The organism is Phycisphaeraceae bacterium, from assembly GCA_015709595.1.
Classification (GTDB): Bacteria; Planctomycetota; Phycisphaerae; order Phycisphaerales; family SM1A02; genus CAADGA01.
The window spans coordinates 3743604-3764708 of sequence record CP054178.1 but is presented as its reverse complement, the minus strand read 5'-3'; the positions used below and the strand labels follow the sequence as shown (position 1 = coordinate 3764708).

The following is a 21105-nucleotide window of genomic DNA, read 5'->3' as shown; positions in this document are numbered from 1 at the left end:
CGTCGGTGATTGGTTCTCGGTGGTCGATTCCGGCATCTGGCTGATGGCGTTGGGTTCCTGATCCTGACTCCCGTCACGTGCTTCGGCTCACCTGCATGCCCACCGCCTTTCGTCTCCTACCCAATGCCGAGTGTCAATGCCTGACGCCATCCCTACATCGGTACGCGCGTCGGCTCGACGGCGGGGGCTCGTGTGATGGTCGTCTCCTCGCGGCCAAGCAGTTCCTCGGCGAAGTTGGTCAGCTCGCGGCGTTCCGTGATGGGTCCGTGCGGGTCGCCGCGCAGGAACTGGCGGATCAGCCGCTCCTTCGCCGACAGCGACGCGGCCTGCGATTCGGGTACGTCGCGCAGGCGGGCGAAGGCGTCGCGCGTGTCCACCATCAGCATGCGACCGCGGTCGAGCATGGCCATGCGGTCGGCGATGCGGAAGGCGGAGTCCATCTCATGCGTCACCACCACGCTGGTCTTGTCGAGCTTCTTGGTCACGTCGATGATGAGCTGGTCGATCTCGGCGCTGGTGACGGGGTCCAGTCCGGCCGAGGGTTCGTCGTAGAACACGATTTCGGGGTCGAGCGCCAGGGCGCGGGCCAGCCCGGCGCGTTTCTTCATGCCGCCGGAAATCTGCGCCGGGTACTTGTCGGCATGCTCGTACAGCCCGACCTGGTTCAGGTAGATCTTCACCTGGATGTCGATGATGTTCTGATCCAGCATGGTGTGCTCCTGCAGAGGCAGGGCCACGTTCTCGCCGATGGTCATGGACTGGAAGAGCGCGCCGGACTGGAACAGGATGCCGAACCGTCGCCGCAGTTCGTCCAGCCCGTGCTCCGAGAGCGTGGACAGATCCTGACCAAACAGCAGGATGCGCCCTCCATCGGGCTGGAGCGAGCCGATCATCAGCCGCAGCAGGGTGCTCTTGCCCGATCCGGACCCTCCCATGATGACCATGGTCTCGCCGCGATACACGTCGAATGACACACCGTCGAGCACCGTCTGCTCGTCGAACCGCTTGACGACGTTCTCGACGCGGATGACCGGCTCTCCCTGGTTTTCGGTGCGTCGCGAGGCCATGGCGGAGTTCTACGGCAGGGTGATGTCACCGCGATCCGGGTCGCGGATGGTGATGTTGACCACGCGGACCATGCCCCAGTACATGCGGCCGGTGCGCGGGTCGGACTTGGCGATGCCGAACTCCGCCGTCACCTCGCCACCGCTGAACCTGAGTTTGAATGGATGCTGCTGCACCGGGTTGATGAGATCCTGCACGCCGGTAATGGAGTTGAAGTAGGCCTCCTCGTCGTATGTGGCGGAGACGAAGTCTCCATAGCGGGTGCGGAGTTCCTCGAAGAACGTCTTGATCTCGTCATCGGTGACGGCGGCCAGCGACCCGGCCGCGTCGGCTCGGAAGGTGGTCACGTCTCCCGCGTACCCCGCTGTCAGCATCGTCCCGGGCGCGTTGCGCAGGTACTGGTCCGTCTTCTCCGCCTCGTTGATCATCCACAACGTGAGCATGACCTGCCCGGTGGTGGCCAACACGCCGATCAGGATGCCCGCCACGGCCAGCCCCTTGCCGCGCCGCTCCATCGGGCGGGCGCTGATCGACAGAAAGGCCATCAATCCCAGCAGGGGACCGATCACCGTGGTCGCCGGGCAGCAGAAGATGAGCGAGCAGATCAGCGAGCCGATCGCCAGCCCGCTCACGCGGGGCGGCATGACCGGGGCGCCGCCCATGCCGGGCGCGTACTGGTGCTGGGTTGGCTGCTGGTACGGGTTGTAGTCCGACATGCGTTCACCTCGAGTGGTGGACATCCTACGGACGCGCCAGCCCTTCCGCCAGCGCATCCGGTACGATGCGTGTCATGCGCATCCTCATCATGGCCGACATGGAAGGCGTCTCCGGCATCGTCACGTGGGAGCAGGTAAAGGGCGGCAGCCCCATGTTCGAGGAATCCCGCCGGCTGTACACCGAAGAGGTCAACGCCGCCATCCGCGGGGCACGGGCCGCCGGGGCGACCGAGATCGTCGCCGTCGATTGCCACGGCGCGGGAGGCGACTGGTCGTTCAACTCCTTCATCCCCGAGCTGCTCGATCCCGACTGCGAGTGGGTGGCCCACCACACGTGGGGCCGCTACACCGAACTGCTCGAAAAGGGCTGCGACGCCTGCCTGCTCGTGGGCATGCACGCCCGCGCGGGCACCCCCGACGGCGTGCTGTGCCACACCATCTCCACCGTCACCTGGCGCAACCTGTGGTTCAACGACGACCTGGTGGGCGAGGTCGGCGTCAACGCCGCCGTCTGCGGTCACTACGGCTGCCCCATCGCGCTGGTCACCGGCGATGAGGCCACCATCCGCGAGTCGCGAGAGTACCTCGGCGAGGGCTTTGCCGCGGTGCAGGTGAAGAAAGGGCTGTCGCGCTACAGCGCGCGGCAGATTCCCCCCGCTCGCGCCCGGCAGATGATCCAGATCGGCGCGAAGGAATCCTTGCGGAACCTCGTGCGGCTCAAGCCCTACGTGCCCGCCAAGCCCACGACGATCACGATCGAGCTGGAAACGGTGGACAAGGCGGCGCCGTTTCGCGGCCGCGCGGGCGTGGAGATCATCGAGCCGCTCAAGGTGGTCAGCCGCGGCGCGGACTGGATGGAGGCGTGGAACCGGGTGTGGGGGTGGTGAAAAGTCGGATATGTCACTTGTGAACGCGCGACCAGCAAGCCGCGCGCCAAGAACCAGCAGATGGCGGCGCATTTTTTTTTTTGCAAATTTTGTCCTCAGTGCTCGTGTATCCTACCACGTTATCACACACGGTTCGCCATGTGGGAGTCACAACAATGAAGCTGGTCTTGCAGGTCGCTGTCGTGGTTTCATCACTCGTGTTCGCTGCTGTCGTTCTGGCGCAGGGTGGGCCAGGGTCGGGGGTGAGTCAATGCCACTCGACTCAAGAGGGGTGTGAATCAGGATGCCCATCAAACGTGGTCTGCTGCTGCTGCTCGACGGCGGGGATCTATCGTTGCCGCGAGCTGCCGGATGGATATCCGAACTGTGCGACGTGGAGCCAGAGGCAGCCGACCTGCCTGCATGAATAAGCAGAACCATTCACATGACTGGACGGCATATTGTCTCCATTGTGCTTGTGCTGCTCACCTGCACGGTCATCGCGGTGTTGATCGTGCCTCAAGTCTGGCCGAGGCAGGAGGCGGATCCCGCGGAGGCGAAGTTTGAGCGGACCCGCGACGTGATGGGTGACATCCAGTTCGCATTGCTGGAGAGCCGGGATTCAGTCCAACGGTGCCTGGAAACAATGTTGGTCGAGGATCCGTCGTTGCTGGAGACCGCGGGGCTCCGCGCATCGTTGATCGAGTTTCTGACCGACGCGATCTGGCTTTACTACGGAGAGACAGATCCGAGTCGATACCGTGCGTGGCGATCGGCGACGGGTGCCGTCATTCGACGTGACGCCATGAGGACGAATGGCCGACTCAGGGATCTGCAGACCATGTTGCGGTATATCGACGAGGCGAGTCCCGATGATCTGGATCTCACCAGGCCGATCGAGGAGCTCTATGACGTGATGTGGTCAATCACCCGGCGCGCCAATCGCGGGGCGAACCGAGCGATCGGCATGGCGGCGGCGCCGCCGGGTCTGGCGTGTCGATGGTTCATTGATGACCCAGGTGTCACCGCGCGTCCGATGCTCACTGTCGGTATTGGCGATGAGGCGTGGTACGGAGGCATCGCCATGTCGGCGTTTCGCTGGTTTGAGCCGAACAATCCGCCGAACCTTCCTTCGATCGCCGTCACCGTTGGAGTCGTCTTCGAGTTCGCCAACGGCCTGAAACGCCCTCTCCTGTTCACATGCATCCACCGTGCCGCTGAGAGCCGATGGGACTTGACTCAGGTGACGATGACCAACTTTCCTCCGGAGGAGAACCTGTGGCCTTGGCATCTCTGAACCACAGTGGTTCCGCGCTGGTGAAGTGCGCGGTATCCTTGGCGCGAATGGCGGTCGGTGTCGTGTTTCTGACGGCGTCGGTGGAGAGTGCCGCAAACGTACGCCCCGCTGTAGCCGGCATCATGTACTTGCTGGGAACGGAGCGAATGCCTGGGCCGGTGACCATCGCAACGTTGGTTCTGTTCATCGAAGGTGCGGTTGGAGTATGTCTGATCACCGATTGGCCTCGACGGATTGCGCCAATGGCTGGGGTGGTACTGCTGGCGCTGTTCACCGCGTACATCGTCGCTCTGGCGAAGTCCCCGCTCAGCGGTCAGTGTGGATGCGGTACGCTCATGAGTATGATCCGCGGCGCGACCGCGGACATGAATCGGATCATCGGGATGAACGCGGGGCTCGCAATCCTGCTCGTTGTTCTGGCTTTTTACAAGGGCGGCGCAGCCGCATCGTCAGCAATGGATTGTCAGGAGGCGCGGTCATGAGAAATCGAGCGTTTACGTTTGTTGAAGTGCTGGTCGTGCTTCTGATTCTGGCGGTCCTGATTGCGATGCTGCTCCCGGCCCTTCGTCGAACCAAGAACTCCGCCGAGGACATCCAATCTCTGTCAGCCATTCGCCAGATGCATGGCGCGGTGACGCTCTACACGCATGATCACGGACTGACGTATCCATTCTTCGGCGTGCCTGGAAACCCCGAGGCGGGAATCTGGATCAACGGGTTCCATCAGTCCTCGGGTCTGCCGGGGGGGCATCAGTTCTTCATGCAGCACCAGAGCTTGTATGTCTCCGCGCTCGTGAAGTACCTTGCGGGGCCCATGGATACGCCGAGCGGCCCGGCGTTTTATCAGACACACCATCCGGACCGGGAAACCCCCGAAAACCTCTATGTCACCGGCATCGTGTATTCGCACTCCTTTATCGCATCTCCGGCATTCTGGAAGGACGGCGGGCCGCACGAAGCGAGGTACGTTCAGTCAACCCGCGTTTCGATGGTTCGGCATCCGCCTCGGAAAGTCCTGTTCGCGTACTTCAACCCAACGCTGTACGCGGAAAACAGCGTGATCATCGGTTTCGTCGACGGCTCCACCAGAAAAGAACAGAGAAACATGTCGGGGAGCATCACGCCCGATCCGCTTTCGCCCTTCAAGCTGAACAACAGAGCTCCAGGTCTCCTCACTCGAAATGGAGTGCTTGGAATAGACTATTGATCAGCACGCCGTGAGATGACGGGCGTTCCGCTTCAGCGATGGTTTCCCGCCACCGGCAGTACGATCATGAGCGACTCGTCCGCCGCGATCTGGCGCTGGAATGTGTCGATGGCCTCGCGCCACTGGCGCCAGCGGGTCCATTCGTCCACCGCAGTGTTGCCGGGCGGCGTGGGGGCCGCGCCGGACGATGAGCCGCCGGAATCCGCCATTCCGACCACCGGCTGCAGCGTCACAACCCGGCCGAACGCGCGGTCGATCTCCACGAGGAAGTCGATCAGGTCCGTCGCGGGCAGCGTAAGGGCCATCGACGCGCCCGCGTCCACCAGGCGCAGCTGTTCATCAGGCGGGGCGGCCAGATCCGGGCGACCGGCCAGGTGCTCGCCCAGCGTGGTGGTGACATGCTGGGCCACGTGGCGGATGTCACGCTTCAGCCCAACGTCAAACTGGCCTTCCGCGCCGCGGCGGCTCATCGCGGTCCGCCATCGCTCACGATCCGCCAGCCGGGCGGAGGCGACCAGGTCATTCCACGCACGGGCGGCCTCGTCGTAGGTGAAGTTGCGCACGAAGGCCGCGTCGCCGACCTCAGCGACCATTTCCTTCATGCGGTCGATGACCTGCTGGCGCTCGCGTGAATTCGCGATCACCAGCGCGAATCGCGACTCAATCGCCCTGGCCCCGGAGGCGAGCGTGAGCGTCAGGTCGGAATTGACCGCGCCCGGCGCGGGCGGCGTGAAACCGCCGCGAGCCGCCAGCGTGATGTCCGGCAGCGCATCCCAGTGATGCACATCGCCCGAGGCGAGGCGGCCCTCCAGCGCGGGCGGAGCGAGATCGCCGCCGGTTCCAGGCGGCGAGGTCTCGTCGTTCCGCGCGATGGTTCCGTCCGAAGCGTCATCCGCGGGCGTGGTCAGCAGACCGCTCCGCAGGATGAAGCCGATCAATCCCGCCGTCAGCGCCAGGGTGAAGCCCGCTGCGAGCAACATGCGGGAGGCGCGACGGATGCCCGCCCGACGATGCCGCGCCCGATACGTGCCGGGTGAGGCGAACGCCGCCCCCGTCTCCAGCAGCATCGGTTTGGCGAGCAGGGGCTCCAGTTCCGCCACCAGATCGACGGGCAGCGGGGCCTCGCCGATCGACTGCATCAGGACGCGGTCGCGCCGCAGCCGCTCCGCATGAGCCAGCGCCTCGGGCGAGGCCGCCAGCGCCGCGCGAACCGCGGCGGCGCGGTCGGCGGGCAGCTCATCCTCGATCCACCCCAGCAGTTCAGATTCGTCGATTCGCTCGAACATGGTCTTCCATCCACCGGAATACGTCGTGTCGTCAGTTCCCCTGCGCCATCCTGCAAACCGGCCCGTCAGTCCGCGTCATCCGTCGGCGCCTCGGGCGGCTTACCTTCCATCGCCTGACGCAACGCCAGGCGCGCCCGGAACAGGCGGGACTTGATCGTCCCAACCGGCTTGTCGAGCACCTCCGCGATCTGGAGATAGTCCAGATCGTGCATGTCCCGGAGGATCAGAATGGCCCGCATCTGGGGGTCCAGGACGTCCAGACCCCGCATGAGGGCTTCCCGTTGCTCGCCCAGTTCGACGCGGCGGTCCGGCCCGGGTTCCCCAGGATCAACCAGCATTCCTGAACCCCCGAGGGGCTGGCTGCCCTCCCGCATCCCCGGGCCCACGCTGGCCGGGGGGGCGTCGATACTGGCGTGCCGCCGCAGTTTCCGCTTACGCAGATAGCTCAGGCAGCAGTTCATGGTGACGCGGATGATCCACGTACTCAGACGGGCGCGGGCATCGAAGGAGGGCAAGCCCTCCAGCACCTTCACCATGGCCTCCTGGGTCAGGTCGCGGGCCTCCTCGTCGTTTCGCAACATCCGATAACACACGGAGAACATCCGCCGCTGATACGCCCGCAGCAGGGTTCCGATGGCCTCGGGGTCGCCTGCGCGGTAGGCCTCGACGAGCTGGAGTTCCCGCAGGGGGGTGAGCAGCGGGCCGCCGCCCGAGGTGGATGAGGCATCCGACCGCGTGGGCTGATCGCGCTTCGGGATGGGTCCGCCTTCACTCACGCGTGATGCCGGGGTGGTGGGAGGAGCAGGGGGTGATGTGCGCCGGGCTGGTGTGTACGATGGCCTCGTCCCTTGAGCGTAGGCGCCGCGGGCGGCGCCCCTGCCCGGCCCGACATGCTGTCGGCCGGATTCAGGCTCTCCTTTGTACCGCTTGCTCATCGTCGCATGACCACCTCCGACCAGACCTATCACTCACCGCTTGAGGGCCGCTACGCCTCGCCCGAGATGCAGGCGATCTGGTCGGATCGGCGCAAGTTCACCACGTGGCGACGGATCTGGATCGCCCTGGCCGAGGCCCAGAAGCAGCTCGGACTGCCGATCACCGATGACCAGATCGACGAACTGATCGCGCACGCCCACGAGATCGACTATGAACGGGCGGCGAAGTACGAGCGCGAACTCCGCCACGACGTGATGGCCCACGTGCATGCGCTGGGCGATCTGGCGCCGAAGGCCCGGCCCATCATCCATTGGGGGGCGACCAGCCAGGATGTCAACTGCAACACCGAACTGCTCCAGCTGCGCGAGGCGCTGGGGCTGATCGCGGCCAAACTGGCGCGAGTGATCGACGCCCTCGGCTCCTTCGCGGCGAAGCACCGCGCGCTGCCCACGCTGGGCTTCACGCACTATCAGCCCGCCCAGCCGGTGACCGTGGGCAAACGGGCCACGCTCTGGGCGCAGGACTTGGTGCTGGCGCTCGAAGGGGTGGAGCATGAACTGCATTCGCTCCGCTTTCGTGGCGTCAAAGGTGCGACTGGTACGCAGGCGTCATTCCTGGCGCTCTTTGACGGCGATGAATCGAAGGTGGAGCAACTCGATCGTCTGTTCTGCGAGAAACTGGGATGGCCCGCCGACCGCCGCTATGCCGTGACGGGCCAGACGTATCCGCGGGTGGTGGATGCCCGCATCATCAACGCGCTGTCCGTTGCGGCCGCCGCGGCCCATCGCATGGCCACCGACATCCGCCTGCTGGCCAACCGCAAGGAGATCGAGGAGCCCTTCGAGAGGCACCAGGTCGGGTCGAGCGCCATGCCCTACAAGCGCAACCCGATGCGCTGCGAGCGGGCGTGCTCGCTGGCTCGATTCGTGATGTCGCTGGCGCAGAACCCGCTGAACACCGCCGCCGTGCAGTGGCTGGAGCGCACGCTGGATGACTCCGCCAACCGGCGGCTGACGCTGCCCGAGGCGTTTCTGGCGCTGGATGGCACGCTGGACATCCTGCACAACGTCAGCGCCGGGCTGGTGGTGTATGAGGCGACCATCCGCGCCAACCTGATGGCCGAACTGCCCTTCATGGCCAGCGAGAACCTGATGATGGCGGCGGTCAAGCAGGGGGCCGACCGGCAGGCGGCGCATGAGGTGATCCGGAGACACGCCCAAGCCGCCGCCGAGCGCGTAAAGCGCGAAGGCGAGGGCAACGACCTGCTCGACCGCCTGCGAGCCGAGCCGATGTTCGCGAGCGTCGATCTGAACACGGTGATGGACCCATACGCCTACATCGGCCGCGCCTCGTCGCAGGTGGATGCGTTCATCCGCGAGGTGGTCGAGCCGATCCGGGTGCGGTACCGCGAGAACCTGGGGGCGAAGGCGGAGTTGCGGGTGTAGGCGGTGCGGGTGGCTGCATGGGTGGCGCGACCGTCCTTTCCCCACCCAACACAATTCGCGGGCGTCCGGCTATCCTCTACCCGTGGAGCCGCCCATGTCGTCCAGCCCGCCAACCGGGTCCGCCGCGTCGTCATCCAGCACCGTCGCCGTCGATCTGTCGAAGAATCGGCGCGTGCCCGCGCTCGCCGCCCTCTTCAGCCAGTTGAGCGCGGCGAGCGCCGAAGCCCAGGCGTGGGGCGCGTTCTTCCAGTCCACGCGCGACTTCTACGGGCGCAAATCAATCCTCGTGGTCGAAGTTGTCGGCGAGGAGGGCACGGACTACCGGCCCACCCACCTGGTGCTGGGCGACGGGCGAGAGGCGCTGCCGCCGCGAAGAGCCGTCAGCCATCAGCCGACAACCGTCAGCGGACAAACCTCGGAACTCGGAACTCGGCACTCGGATCCCGACGACGACGTCTGTCGAGGCGGCTTCGTCGGGGAGACCATCGCAGCAGGCAAGCCCGCGGTGTTCTCCGACCTGAGCATCAAGGATGATGAAGTCTTCGGCAATCTGCTCATCACGTACCGCTCCGCGCTGGTCGCGCCGTACCACCGCGCGGGGCGCATCGCGGGCTGGGTCTGGCTGCTGGCTCTGAACGCGGACGCCTTCAAGGACACGCATCTCGAGGAGTTCGCCCTGCGCTGCGGTGCGGTGGGCGAGGCGGTCGAGCGCGTGCGCCGCGCCAACGAGTTGCGCGACGCCATGGCCCGCGAGTCCGCCCAGGCCCAGCGCGTGGCGCAGGTGCGGGCGTCGCTGCTGCCGCAGACGTTGCCGGACATCCGAGGCGTGGAACTGGCGGCGAGCCACGAGGCGGCCTCGCCCCTGGCGCTGGACGCCGCCCGCGCCGCGGGACAGTCCATCGCCAGCTCCGCCGACCTGTACCGCGTGTATTCACTGGAGCGAACGGCGACCGCATCTGCCGGCGGCGGCGCGGCGGGCGAACCGCCCTTTCCCGCCTACGGCGCGCCGATCGGCCACCCCGGCACGTATCCCACCGGCGCTTCGTCCTATGGCAATCCGCTTCGCGCGGGCGGCGAAGGCGCCGCGGACCTTCGCTCCGCGTTCCTTGTCGCCAGTGTGGAGGCCGACGGTCCCGCCTCGGCGATGTACCTGGCCATGATCGACGCCCTCATCGCCACGCTGCCGCACCAGCAACTCGGGGCGGCGGACGTGCTCGCCGCGCTCAACCGCCACCTGGCCGACCGGCGCGCCGCGGGGGTGCGCTTCGCGGCGTTCCTGGCGCTGTACGACCCGGCGACAAGGCGGCTGGATTACTCGCACTCCGCCGGAGCCCCCGCCGCGCTGCTGCGCCGCCCGCCCCTGCGAGGCGAGATCGAAACGGCGCGCCTGGAGGCGACGCCCGCCGCCGCTCCGCTCGGCCCCAGCGCGGTCGGCGCGATCGTGCCGCCCCTCGGCGAGAACCCGGAGGCGATCTTTCCCCGGCTGTCCTTCCAGCTCGCGCCGGATGACACGGTGCTCTTCGTCTCGATCGGCGTCCCGGACGCCCGCAACGAGCAGAGCGAGCCGCTGGGCATGACGCGGTTGCAGGACGGCTTCCGCCGCAGCAGCGGCACGCCCACCGACGGTGTGGAGCAGGCCCTGCGCGTCCTGCGGCAGCACGAGGGCAGCACGCCGCCCGCCCGCGATCAGACCCTGCTGGCGATGCGGGTGAGTTATTAAGGGGAGGACAATGGGCATCAGGCATCAGGCATCAGGCAGAGAAGAGGGCTTGATCCATCAGCCCGACCGACAATCGACGACCGACACCCACGCAGCACGCAGCACTTCTCACCCCGCCATGCCCATTCCCCGGCTCGACATCCCGTCCACGGCCATCCTCGTGATCGACGTGCAGGAGCGGCTGATGCCCTCGATCGTCGATCGCGGGCGCGTCGAAACCAACTGCACCCTGCTGCTGCAGATGGCCCGCGAACTCGACATTCCCGCGATGGTGACGGAGCAGTACGTGAAGGGACTGGGCCGCACCGTGGACGCGGTGGCCGGCGCGATGCCCGACCCGTCGTGGCGCATCGAGAAGACGCAGTTCAGCGCGCTGATCGACCTGGTCGACGAGCGCCTGGCGGAGTGGCGACGCCCGTTCGTGCTGGTGGCGGGCGTCGAGGCCCATGTGTGCGTGCTGCAGACCGTGCTCGACCTGCAGGCCACGGGACGGCAGGCGTTCGTGGTCACCGACGCCGTCTCCGCCGGGCAGCGCGACCAGATCACGCCCGCCTTCGAGCGCATGACCCGGGCCGGCGCGGTGCTCACCGGCGTCGTCTCCGCGATGTACGAACTGCTGCACGACGCCCGTCACCCGGGCTTCCGCGCCTGCCTGGAACTGGCCAAGCGCGTGGAGCGTTGAAGAGGCGGAGAACAGGAGAACAGGAGCGCATGTCCGCCAGGTCGTCACGTGGGCGAACGGGTCGCCCGATCGTGCGGCCACATCGGCTCCTGTCCGGCGTCCCGCGCCGGATGCCCGGCGCCTCACGCCTTCCGCCCACCGTTTGACCCTTCCCCCCCGCGCCCCAATGATGCCCGTGCGCTTTTGGCGGGTTTCACACGGACAGGTGGCCGAGCGGCTGAAGGCGACGGTTTGCTAAACCGTTATACGGGGTATCACCCTGTATCGCGGGTTCGAATCCCGCCCTGTCCGCTTTCGACGCTTGGAGACCACGGGCACCGGCGGGTCGGGGAGACTCCGGGCGAGGACGCCCCCGGTTCCGCTTGTCAGCCGCCGATCTTCTCCGCCAGGAAGCCCGCCGCCTGGTCGATCGCGATCCGCTGCTGCGCCCCCGTGTCGCGGTCGCGCACCGTCACCGTCTGATCCTTGAGCGTGTCGCCATCCACGGTGAAGCAGAACGGGCAGCCCGCCTCATCCATCCGCGCGTAGCGCTTGCCGATCGACTGCTTGGCGTCCGTCTCGATGAAGCCCGTGCGGCCGAAGCGCTGCATCAACTCCGCGTACAACCGCTCGGCCACTTCTGGCATGCCGTCCTTGTTGACCAGCGGGAAGACCGCCGCCTTGATCGGCGCCAGCCGCGGGTGGAACTTCATGATCTCCGGGCTGGGGCGGCTCTCATCCTTGGTGTACGCCTCGCACAGGATCGCCAGCGCCCCGCGGTCCAGCCCCGCCGCCGGCTCGATGCAGTGCGGCAGGTACCGCTCGCCCTTCTTCGAGCCGTTGGGCAGGAGCTCGCCGCGATCCGTGTCGAAGTACTCGAGCTTCACGCCGCTGTGCTTCTGATGCTGCCTGAGGTCGTAGTCGCCGCGGTGGGCGATGCCTTCCAGTTCGCCGAACCCGGGGGCGGTGAAGGGGAAGCGGTATTCGATGTCGCTCGTGCCGCAGGAATAGTGCGAAAGTTCATCCTGCTCGTGCTCGCGCAGCTGCAGGTTGTCGCTGGCCAGCCCGATGGACTTCCACCACTCCATGCGGAAGTCCCGCCAGAAGGCGTACCAATCCTGCGACTCGCTGGGGTGGCAGAAGAACTCCAGCTCCGCCTGCTCGAACTCGCGCGAGCGGAAGGTGAAGTTGCGCGGCGTAACCTCGTTGCGGAAGGATGTGCCCGTGTTGCCGATGCCGAAGGGAATCTTCACGCGATTGGTGTCCCAGACGTTCTTGGCGTTGATGAAGACACCCTGAGCCGTTTCCGGACGAAGGTAGGCCTTGTCTGTCTCCCAATCGCCCGTCGCTCCGACGATCGTCGCGAACATGAGGTTGAACGGCTTGGGGTCGGTGAGTTCGCCGCCACAGTTCGGACAAGGAGTCTTCGGACCATGGGCGTTGTACTGCTCGCTCGCGAGCAGTCGGATGATGTCGATCAATCCGAGTGCTTCACCACGCTCGACGCGCTCCGCGAGGAAAGAAAGCACGACCTCAGGGTTGCGAACCACGGCGAGATTGGGTGCGACTCGCGGACCGCGCTTCTTCGCCCAACTCCGCAGTTCAGCACCGCTGACACCGAGTTCCTGATCGTTGCGTCCCGGCAGAAACGCCGTCGCCAGCGAGGTCATCCAGTCGGCCTGTCGAAGCAGTTCCCAGACCTGATCCGCCCGCCATAGTTTCTTGCAGAACTTGCACATCTGCATCGGGTCATTGAACCCCGCGACGTGGCCGGATGCCTCCCACACCTTGGGGTTCTGAATGATGCGCGTCTCCACGGGGAGACAGCGGACTTTGTCGCCGTTTGGGCCGGGGCGGCCCCAGCAGGGCAGCATGATCATGTCCTGCCACCACGCCTCGCGCAGGTTCTTCTTGAGCTGCGCCCCCAGCGGGCCGTAGTCCCAGAAGCCATTGATGCCGCCGTAGATGTCCGACGCCTGGAAGATGAACCCCCGGCGCTTGCACAACGCCATCAGGTCATCCATGCTCTTGGCCCCCCCGGCGGCCCCCCCGGATGACGCAGCGGAGGCGTTCGCGGCGGCGGCGTTCGACGCGGACGAGGACACAGCGGGAGAATCACTCATGCGTCGATCGTAGGAGAGTGTGGGCCGGGCGTCCCGCGTGCCTGACGGGACCGGGTCGATGCGCGGAATCTGCCGAGGTCTGAGAATCACACGGCTGGAACGCAGCGGGATGGCGCAGGCCCGCACGACGCGGCCCTTTACGCCCGGGTAGCCGCCGGCGCTCGCCTTGTTCGGAGCGGTCCGCGCCGTGTCCGATACGCCGAGCGCCTCGATCAAGGCAGCGCGCGCCGCGTTCAAGTCCCTCAGCGCCTTGGCAAGGTCCACCGCTCCCTTTGCAAAGTCCCTCGTTCCCCCGTTCAAGGGAACCGCTCCCTCGTCAAAGTCCTTCGTTCCCTCGTTCAAGGGAAGGTCTCCCCCGTTCAAGGGAAGGTTTCCCCCGTTCAAGGGAAGGTTTCCCTTGTTCAAGGCAGCCGTTCCCTTGTTCGTTGCGCGCGCTGCCTTGATCAAATCGCGCGGTCCGGCGGGCGTGGCGACGGGCCACGCTGGGATGATGGCGGGTCGGGCGTCCCCGCCTGCCGTGTTTTATCAGGCCACGATCGGCGGGTGGATGATGCCGATGCCGGTGGTGGGGAGCAGCGACGCACGTGGATGGCGAGCGCCCGTCGGCATCGCCGGATCGGGCATCGAGCCCGATCCGACGCTCGCGGGCGGGACGCCTGCGCCGCTGGATCAGATCACTCACGCCGCCGGTTCGCTCCGCGCCGGCTCCTGACCCGCCGCGGCTCGGGCCAGGCGCTCGCGGGCCAGGTGGGCGGCCAGTCGGATGGCGGCCTTCATCGAGCCGGGGTGGGCGAGGTTCCTGCCTGCGATGTCGAACGCCGTGCCGTGGTCCGGGCTGGTGCGGACGATGGGCAGCCCCATCGTCACATTGACGGCCTCATCGCGGTCGAGCAGCTTGATGGGGATCAGCCCCTGGTCGTGATACATGGCGACGACGAGATCGAAGCGAGGGGAGGAAGTTCCGGGGGATGAAGTTCCGAGTTCCGGGTTGCGAGTTCCGGGCTGATGGCTGACGGCTTGCGCGAACACCGTGTCCGCCGGGAAGGGCCCGCGCACGTTGATGCCGCCCTGCCGGGCGACGTTGATGGCGGGCGTGATGAGGCGCTGCTCCTCGTCGCCGAACAGCCCGCCCTCGCCCGCGTGGGGGTTCAAGCCGCACACGGCGATTCGCGGCTGGCGGATGCCCAGCTCCAGGCACAGCTCATTGCCCAGGTCGATGGCGTCGAACACGCGCCCGATGGTGAGCACGTTGCGGATCTCCATCAACGGCAGATGCACCGTGGCCAGCGCCACGCGCAATCGCGGCGAGATGAACGCCATGCCCGAACGCTTGGCCTTGGTGCGGTAGGCGAAGAGCTCGGTGTGGCCCGGCCAGTTGTCGAAGCCCGCCAGCGCCCACGACTGCTTGCTGATCGGCGCGGTGACCACGGCGTCGAGGTGACGCGGGTCGCCGGGGGGGCGCAGGGCGTCGGCGATGGCGTTCTCGACGAAGGTCTTGCTGGCGAAGCCGCCGGTGCGCGAGGGGCCGGGCGCGGTGGATGCGGGCGGCCCATCGCACTCGTCATGGTCGAAGACCACCACGCGGTCGAAGATGGGTCTTCGCGTGCGCTCGGAATCGTGGGGCACGCGGAACCAGAAGGGCTCGATCCCGGCCCGGTCGGCGGCGTAGGCCAGCGCCTCGTTCTGCCCGTAGATGACGAAGCGCGCCTGCGACTGTACGGCGGGGTCGGCGAGCGCCTTGACCACGATTTCCGGGCCGATTCCGGCGGGATCGCCCATCGTGACGCCGATCACGGGGGCGCGGTGGCCGGGTTGGTCGGGCCGGGAATGCGTCACGGGCAATCGTAGGCGCGCGTGGGGGCGCGCCCGGCGATTCGCGGCGGCGAAACAGTGCCATCGTGTCGTCGGCGCGATCGATTCGCGGGTTGTGAGCCGCGACCGTGAGGGAGCGGGTTCCGTCTTGCGACCCGCCCCTCACACCGCGTCCGACGTGAACCCCGCGGCCTCGAGCAGGGCGCGAAGCGACGCGACCTCCGCCTCGAGCGCGGCGACGCGCTGCTGCAGCGCGGCGTCCGTGACGGGGCGCACGGGCGCGACCGGCCCGCCGCCGCCGCTCGGCGCGGCCGCCTGGACCGGATGCAGCGCCGGGCAGAGCATCTGCTGGAACCGTTCGGCCCTTGTGCCGGGCAGGGGCGAGAGCCGCTTGACCAGCGGAAACTCGCGCGTGATGAGCGAGTCGAGAATGTTCTCGACGACCTCGACCGACTCGAGCGGATGCATGCGGCCCGCGCGGCCGCGGATCTCTCCCACGGTCTGCGGCCCGCGCAGCAGGAGTTCCGTGAGCACGACGAGCTGGTTGGTGTCGACCGACAACCCCTCGCGGGCCACGTGGCGATACTTGGGCACGCGGCTGCCGGCCATGTCCACTTCGCGCGCCAGCCCCTTGGCCCGGAGCCCGTCGAGGGCTTCGAGCACATCATCCTCGGACAACTCAGTCACGGGATCGCGGTTGTTCTTCTGGTTGCACCCGGCCACCAGCGCGTTGAGCGTGAGCGGATACTGGGCAGGCGTGGTCTGCGCCTTCTCGACCAGCACGCCCAGTACGCGGCACTCGTTGGGAGTGAGGGGGGTCATGAGGGCATGATATGGGCGAATGGGACGGAAGAATGAGCCGCTGATCGTCTCAACGACTCAGGGGAAGCGGCCGCACCGCACGGTTGTCGAGCCCGCCCTGTGACGGCGACGATGCGCGTTGCACCATGAAAAACCCCGCGAATCGCGGGGTCGAAGTGGGCGATACTGGACTCGAACCAGTGACCTCACGGGTGTGATCCGTGCGTTCTAGCCAACTGAACTAATCGCCCGAAGGGGCCTGTTGAGGCCGGGCAGGAGTATACCCCGCTCCGACGCGGTGTCACCTCGTTCGCCGCCGATCGCCCTGGCCGACGCGGCCCGGACGTCCGTGAAAGCGCCTGAGGCGCGCCGGGAGCGTTCGACTCGTTCCGGAACGCCGGAAACGCACACGGCGGCGCCGGGGCGCCGCCGTGCGAGGTCAGTCATGCAGGCCCCGCGGCGTCATCACTACTTGATGCCGCCCTCGGTCCCTTCTCCGCCGCCCTTCTTGAGGTCGTCCACGGCCTTGATCTCCTCCTTGAGGGACTCGGGCACGTCGAAGAGTTTCTTCTCCACCTTGTTGAAGGTGAAATCGCTGAAGGAAAGCTCCATCGTCTCATCGCCGAAGGGCATGTGCATCTTCATCTTGGAGATGAGATGCACGCCGTCGACTTCCTTGCGCTCCAGCACGGTGACGCGGCCGAACAGACCCATCTCGGCGTCGAAGACGATCTCGATGCCCTCCACGGCGGCGTTGTCCGCATTGATGAACACCGAGGCGGTGCGCTCCCCCTTCTCATCGGACATCTTGACCTTGTAGCAGCCCTTGCCGTTGAACTCGGTCTTCTCCGTGGTCTCCATGGTCTTGTAGACCTTGGGCGCGCCCAGCAGCATGACCTGGGGGCAGAAGAGCGGCATCATGGTCTGAATCTGCTCGGGGTCGTCGAGCGTCGGCTCCTCGTCGCCCGGCTCGGTGGACCAGGCGTGCTTGCCGTTGAACACCATGACGGCGGTCTCACCCTCCGCGAACGTGCCCTTGAGGTGCACCTGGTCGGGCAGCAGGCCGTTGACGATGATCGACTCCGGCGCGCCGGGGCCCATGCTCTCCGCCATCGACACCTTGTAGGTGATGGACTTGATGTCGTCGAGTTTCTTTCTGCCGCCCATGGCCTCGACGGCCTTGTCGAAGACCTCCTTGCCCGGGGGCAGATCGGCGGCCGGTTTGGCGGCGTCCTGAGCGGACGCCAGTCCGCCTGCCGCCAGCAGGCCGGACGCGAACACCACCGCGGCAAGACGCGGACGGGCGGAACGAACATGCATCATGATCGGGTTCTCCAGGTGGTGCGGCGAAAGTCGGACATCGACCCGCCGCTGGACCTTGCTTGGTCCGTAGGTGTCGAGGATGGGTCGAAAGGCGCATCGCGGCCTTTCGAGGTCGCCTGATGGTACCGCCTTGGAGTCGTTTTGCCGCATGACCCAGGCCATCTTTCATCCGTTCATCCGGATGAACGGTTGAAAGATGGCCCGCCCGGTGGTATGCTTGGCGCATGGCCAGCCGCTTCCTGCAGGAACTTGCCCGACGCGTCCTCATCTTCGACGGCTCGATGGGGGCCACCATCCAGAACATGGATCTGGACATCGAGCGCGATTACCTCGGTCACGAGAACTGCGTGGACCTGCTGGTCCGCAGCCGCCCGGACCTGATCCAGTCGCTCCACGAGTCATTCCTTCAGGTCGGCGCGGATGCGGTCGAGACCGACACCTTCGGCGCCAACAAGCTGGTCTTCTCGGAGTTTCACGATGACGTGGTCGGGTGGACGCGGGCGATCAACCGCGAGGCGGCGCAGATCGCCCGTGCCGCCTGCGAGCGCTACGCCACGTCCGACAAGCCGCGATTCGTGATCGGCTCGATCGGTCCGGGCACCAAGCTCCTCACGCTGGGGCACACCACGTGGGACCGCATGCTCGACAGTTACGCCGAGCAGGCCCGCGGGCTGATCGACGGGGGGGTGGATGCGTTCATCATCGAGACGTGCCAGGACCTGCTTCAGGTCAAGTGCGCCATCAACGCCTGTCTGAAGGCGCTGGACGAGTTGGGCAAGGGTCCGCTGGACATCCCCATCATGGTCAGCGTGACCATCGAGACCACGGGCACGATGCTGTTGGGGTCCGAGATCGCCGCGGCGGTGCATGCGCTCAGGCCCTATCCCATCATGTCGCTGGGGCTGAACTGCGCCACCGGCCCCACGGAGATGGGCGATCACGTCGAGTTCCTGGCGAAGAATTGGGATCGCTTCATCTCCGTCATTCCCAACGCGGGGCTGCCGATCCTCGTGAACGGCAGGACATCATTTCCGCTCTCCGCCGAGCCGTTCGCCGAGACGCTGGCGCGGTTCGTCGAGCACTTCGGCGTCAACATCGTGGGCGGATGCTGCGGCACACAACCGGAGCACATCGGGCGGTTGGCGGAGCGCGTGGGCGAGCGGGCGTCCGCTGACCGCGGGTTGACCGAGGTGCGCCTCACGCACGATGCCGAGCGGATCCGCCTGGCGACGGCGCCGGCGAAGGGCGAACCGCCCGTGCATTTCACGCCGCCCGCTCCATGCGTCACGTCGCTGTATGCTCCCGTGGAGTACCGGCAGGAGAACTCATTCCTCATCATCGGCGAGCGGATGAACGCCTCCGGCTCGAAGAAGTTCAAGCGGCTGCTCGAGGAGGAGAACTGGGACGAGATCATTTCGCTGGCCCGCGAGCAGAAACGCGAGGGGGCCAATGTCCTGGACATCAACGTTGACTACGCGGGGCGCGACAACGCCCGCGACATGGCCGAGATCGTCTCGCGCGTGGTGCGGCAGGTGGACTGCCCGATCATGATCGACTCCACCCAGCCCGCCACCATCGAGGCGGGTCTGCGCCACGCTCCCGGCAAGTGCATCATCAACTCCACCAACTTCGAGGACGGCGAGGAGAAGTTCGACCTGCTGTGCTCGCTGGCCAGGACCTATGGCGCGGCCATCGTCATCGGCACGATTGACGAGGACAAGGAAGCCGCCATGGCCCGCACGGCGGAGCGCAAGTTCGCCATCGCCCGGCGAGGCATCGAGCGTGCCACCGTCCGCCACGGCATGGACCTGGCGGATCTCTTCATTGACCCGCTGGTGCTGCCCATCTCGACGGGCATGGAGTCCGACCGGCGCAGCGCGCTGGAGCTGATCGAGGGCACGCGCCGAATCCGCGCGGCCTACCCGGAGTGCCAGATCACCTGCGGCTTATCCAACGTGAGCTTCGGGCTTCATCCCGCGGCGCGGGTGGTGCTCAACTCCGTCTTCCTGCATGAGCTGATGGAAGCGGGCATGACGAGCGCCATCGTGCATGCCTCGAAGATCGAGCCGCTCAACCGCATTGATGACCGGCAGCGCCAGGCCGCGCTGGACCTGATCTACGACCGTCGCGCCACCCCGGACCACGCCACCGCCGACCCGCTGCAGCACTTCATCGACCTGTTCAAGGACGCCCAGGCCGGCACGGTGGAGGTCAAGCGCGCCGACCGCACCATCGAGCAGATTCTGCGCGACCACATCATCGACGGCGAGAAGCGCGACCTGCACGCCCACCTCGACGCCGCGCTGGTGAAGTACGCCCCGCTGGCCATCATCAACGACCATCTGCTCGACGGCATGAAGACCGTGGGTGAGCTGTTCGGCTCGGGCCAGATGCAGCTGCCCTTCGTGCTGCAGAGCGCGGAAGTGATGAAGATGGCGGTGGCGTACCTGGAGCCGAAGATGGAGAAGGTGGCCGGCTCCACCAAGGGCACCATCGTGCTCGCCACGGTGAAGGGGGATGTGCATGACATCGGCAAGAACCTCGTGGACATCATCCTGTCCAACAACGGCTATCGCGTGATCAACCTGGGCATCAAGCAGCCGCTCCATTCGATCATCGAAGCCGCCCGCCAGCATGCGGCGGACGCGGTCGGCATGTCCGGGCTGCTGGTCAAGAGCGTGGGCGTGATGGAGGAGAACCTGCGCGAGATGAACGCCCAGTCGCTGCGCATTCCCGTGCTGCTGGGCGGGGCCGCGCTCACGCGCCACTATGCCGAATCGCACCTGCGCGGCGTGTATCACGGACCCCTCTACTACGGCAAGGACGCCTTCGAGGGGCTGCGCGTCTGCGAGGCGCTGACCGGGGGCGGCCTACAGCAGATTGACCGTGAGGTCGAAGCCCGGCTCACCAAGCGGGCCGAGACTGAAGAGAAAGTGTCCGCCATGCGCGCCCGCGACGGCGCCAAGGTCGGCGGCGGGGCGGGAGGAGTGGGGGGGGTGGCGACCGCGACGACGCGCTCTTCGGTGGCGACGGATGTGCCCGTCCCCACGCCGCCCTTCTGGGGCGACCGGCTCGTCGAATCCATCGACCTCGATGACATCTACCCCTTCATCAACACGGTCGCCCTGTTCCGCGGTCAGTGGGGCTTCAAGCGCGGCAGCCGCACCGCGGAGGAGTACGAGCGCGAGATCGAGGAGACGGTGCAGCCCATCTTCCAGCGGTTGCAGCGCATCTGCCGCGAGGAGAAAATCCTCCGCCCCCAGGTGGTGTACGGCTGGTGGCCCTGCAACGCGGAGGGCGATGACCTCGTCATTTACGATGCACAGGACCACGCCCGCGAGATCGAGCGATTCACTTTCCCCCGGCAATCCGCCCGCGAGCGGCTGTGCATCAGCGACTTCTTCCGCCCTGTCGAGAGCGGCGAGCGCGACGTGGTGGGCTTCTCCTGCGTGACGATGGGCGTCGAGGCCAGCCACCGCGCCCGCCAGCTCTTCGAGCGCAACGAGTACACCGAGTACCTCTACCTGCACGGCATGGGCGTGGAATGCGCCGAGGCCCTCGCCGAACTGTGGCACAAGCGCATGCGGGCCGAACTGGGCATCGGGCAGGACGACTCGCCCCGCATCCGCGAACTGTTCACGCAGCACTACCGCGGCAGCCGCTACTCCTTCGGCTACCCCGCCTGCCCCGAGATGAGCGACCAGGAGAAACTCTTCCGCCTGCTCAAGCCGGAGCGCATCGGCTGCACGCTCACGGATAACTGGCAGATCGACCCGGAGCAGAGCACCAGCGCCATCATCGTGCACCACCCGGCGGCGAAGTATTTCAACGTGTGATCGTGGTCCGC

Annotated in this window: 16 protein-coding genes and 2 tRNA genes; 9 read left to right on the top strand and 9 right to left on the bottom strand. The window is 66.6% G+C overall.

Features of this window, described 5'->3' with window-relative positions; all coding sequences use genetic code 11:
• Window positions 1-152: 152 nt before the first annotated feature.
• Window positions 153-1067: an ABC transporter ATP-binding protein gene (locus tag HRU76_15905; GenBank protein ID QOJ18979.1), complete on the bottom strand. Its 915-nt coding sequence runs from the start codon at window positions 1065-1067 to the stop codon at window positions 153-155.
• Between the two features lie 9 nt (window positions 1068-1076).
• A complete protein-coding gene (locus tag HRU76_15900) occupies window positions 1077-1805 on the bottom strand; it encodes a DUF4190 domain-containing protein (protein QOJ18978.1) in 729 nt (242 codons plus the stop codon).
• A gap of 50 nt (window positions 1806-1855) precedes the next feature.
• Here HRU76_15900 and HRU76_15895 point away from each other — a divergent pair, with 50 nt between their 5' ends.
• The 4 genes from HRU76_15895 (at window position 1856) to HRU76_15880 (ending at window position 5151) form a co-directional block, all read left to right on the top strand.
• Window positions 1856-2668 (top strand): M55 family metallopeptidase, encoded by an 813-nt coding sequence (locus tag HRU76_15895; protein QOJ18977.1) that lies wholly within the window; start codon window positions 1856-1858, stop codon window positions 2666-2668.
• A 424-nt stretch (window positions 2669-3092) separates the two neighbouring features.
• Window positions 3093-3944 (top strand): hypothetical protein, encoded by an 852-nt coding sequence (locus HRU76_15890; GenBank protein QOJ18976.1) that lies wholly within the window; start codon window positions 3093-3095, stop codon window positions 3942-3944.
• Window positions 3932-4426 carry a hypothetical protein gene (locus HRU76_15885; protein QOJ18975.1) on the top strand — a complete coding sequence of 165 codons (495 nt, stop codon included), beginning with the start codon at window positions 3932-3934 and terminating at the stop codon, window positions 4424-4426. Before HRU76_15890 ends, HRU76_15885 begins: the two co-directional genes overlap by 13 nt.
• Window positions 4423-5151: a prepilin-type N-terminal cleavage/methylation domain-containing protein gene (locus HRU76_15880; protein QOJ18974.1), complete on the top strand. Its 729-nt coding sequence runs from the start codon at window positions 4423-4425 to the stop codon at window positions 5149-5151. The genes HRU76_15885 and HRU76_15880 overlap by 4 nt, the downstream gene beginning before the upstream one ends.
• A 32-nt stretch (window positions 5152-5183) precedes the next feature.
• Here HRU76_15880 and HRU76_15875 read toward each other — a convergent pair whose 3' ends face one another.
• Together HRU76_15875 and HRU76_15870 are read right to left on the bottom strand one after the other, a co-directional pair.
• Window positions 5184-6437 (bottom strand): hypothetical protein, encoded by a 1254-nt coding sequence (locus tag HRU76_15875; GenBank protein ID QOJ18973.1) that lies wholly within the window; start codon window positions 6435-6437, stop codon window positions 5184-5186.
• 65 nt (window positions 6438-6502) lie between these two features.
• Window positions 6503-7213, bottom strand: coding sequence for an RNA polymerase sigma factor (locus HRU76_15870; GenBank protein ID QOJ18972.1), 711 nt, complete (start codon window positions 7211-7213; stop codon window positions 6503-6505).
• Between the two features lie 165 nt (window positions 7214-7378).
• Here HRU76_15870 and HRU76_15865 point away from each other — a divergent pair, with 165 nt between their 5' ends.
• The 4 genes from HRU76_15865 to HRU76_15850 all read left to right on the top strand — a co-directional run bounded on the left by HRU76_15865 (window position 7379) and on the right by HRU76_15850 (window position 11511).
• Window positions 7379-8818: an adenylosuccinate lyase gene (locus HRU76_15865; protein ID QOJ18971.1), complete on the top strand. Its 1440-nt coding sequence runs from the start codon at window positions 7379-7381 to the stop codon at window positions 8816-8818.
• A 94-nt stretch (window positions 8819-8912) separates the two neighbouring features.
• Complete coding sequence (locus HRU76_15860; GenBank protein ID QOJ18970.1) at window positions 8913-10538, top strand: serine/threonine-protein phosphatase; 1626 nt, start codon at window positions 8913-8915, stop codon at window positions 10536-10538.
• A 118-nt stretch (window positions 10539-10656) separates the two neighbouring features.
• Window positions 10657-11220, top strand: a complete 564-nt coding sequence (locus HRU76_15855; GenBank protein ID QOJ18969.1) for an isochorismatase family protein — start codon at window positions 10657-10659, stop codon at window positions 11218-11220.
• A 199-nt stretch (window positions 11221-11419) separates the two neighbouring features.
• Window positions 11420-11511: transfer RNA gene (locus tag HRU76_15850), tRNA-Ser, on the top strand.
• Between the two features lie 74 nt (window positions 11512-11585).
• On the opposite strand, the gene HRU76_15845 is transcribed toward HRU76_15850, so the two are convergent.
• The 5 genes from HRU76_15845 to HRU76_15825 form a co-directional block, all read right to left on the bottom strand.
• Entirely contained in the window at window positions 11586-13223 is a 1638-nt protein-coding gene (locus HRU76_15845) for a glycine--tRNA ligase (protein QOJ19216.1), read from the bottom strand.
• A 777-nt stretch (window positions 13224-14000) separates the two neighbouring features.
• A complete protein-coding gene (gene pdxA, locus HRU76_15840) occupies window positions 14001-15158 on the bottom strand; it encodes a 4-hydroxythreonine-4-phosphate dehydrogenase PdxA (protein ID QOJ18968.1) in 1158 nt (385 codons plus the stop codon).
• A gap of 138 nt (window positions 15159-15296) precedes the next feature.
• Window positions 15297-15956, bottom strand: coding sequence for a YceH family protein (locus HRU76_15835; protein QOJ18967.1), 660 nt, complete (start codon window positions 15954-15956; stop codon window positions 15297-15299).
• 156 nt (window positions 15957-16112) lie between these two features.
• Window positions 16113-16186: transfer RNA gene (locus HRU76_15830), tRNA-Val, on the bottom strand.
• A 217-nt stretch (window positions 16187-16403) separates the two neighbouring features.
• A complete protein-coding gene (locus HRU76_15825; protein QOJ18966.1) occupies window positions 16404-17258 on the bottom strand; it encodes a hypothetical protein in 855 nt (284 codons plus the stop codon).
• A 224-nt stretch (window positions 17259-17482) separates the two neighbouring features.
• Between HRU76_15825 and HRU76_15820 the strand changes: the two genes are divergently transcribed.
• Window positions 17483-21094, top strand: coding sequence for a homocysteine S-methyltransferase family protein (locus HRU76_15820; GenBank protein ID QOJ18965.1), 3612 nt, complete (start codon window positions 17483-17485; stop codon window positions 21092-21094).
• Window positions 21095-21105: the final 11 nt, after the last annotated feature.

Bases quoted from the DNA above. Each gene is read 5' to 3' on its own strand.
- HRU76_15900 (QOJ18978.1), bottom strand. From the start codon at position 1,805: ATGTCCACCACTCGAGGTGAACGCATGTCGGACTACAACCCGTACCAG.
- HRU76_15895 (QOJ18977.1), top strand. From the start codon at position 1,856: ATGCGCATCCTCATCATGGCCGACATGGAAGGCGTCTCCGGCATCGTC.
- HRU76_15845 (QOJ19216.1), bottom strand. From the start codon at position 13,223: ATGGATGACCTGATGGCGTTGTGCAAGCGCCGGGGGTTCATCTTCCAG.
- HRU76_15820 (QOJ18965.1), top strand. From the start codon at position 17,483: ATGGCCAGCCGCTTCCTGCAGGAACTTGCCCGACGCGTCCTCATCTTC.
- HRU76_15890 (QOJ18976.1), top strand. From the start codon at position 3,093: ATGACTGGACGGCATATTGTCTCCATTGTGCTTGTGCTGCTCACCTGC.
- HRU76_15825 (QOJ18966.1), bottom strand. From the start codon at position 17,258: ATGATGCATGTTCGTTCCGCCCGTCCGCGTCTTGCCGCGGTGGTGTTC.
- HRU76_15905 (QOJ18979.1), bottom strand. From the start codon at position 1,067: ATGGCCTCGCGACGCACCGAAAACCAGGGAGAGCCGGTCATCCGCGTC.
- HRU76_15855 (QOJ18969.1), top strand. From the start codon at position 10,657: ATGCCCATTCCCCGGCTCGACATCCCGTCCACGGCCATCCTCGTGATC.
- HRU76_15865 (QOJ18971.1), top strand. From the start codon at position 7,379: ATGACCACCTCCGACCAGACCTATCACTCACCGCTTGAGGGCCGCTAC.
- HRU76_15875 (QOJ18973.1), bottom strand. From the start codon at position 6,437: ATGTTCGAGCGAATCGACGAATCTGAACTGCTGGGGTGGATCGAGGAT.
- HRU76_15860 (QOJ18970.1), top strand. From the start codon at position 8,913: ATGTCGTCCAGCCCGCCAACCGGGTCCGCCGCGTCGTCATCCAGCACC.
- HRU76_15880 (QOJ18974.1), top strand. From the start codon at position 4,423: ATGAGAAATCGAGCGTTTACGTTTGTTGAAGTGCTGGTCGTGCTTCTG.
- HRU76_15835 (QOJ18967.1), bottom strand. From the start codon at position 15,956: ATGACCCCCCTCACTCCCAACGAGTGCCGCGTACTGGGCGTGCTGGTC.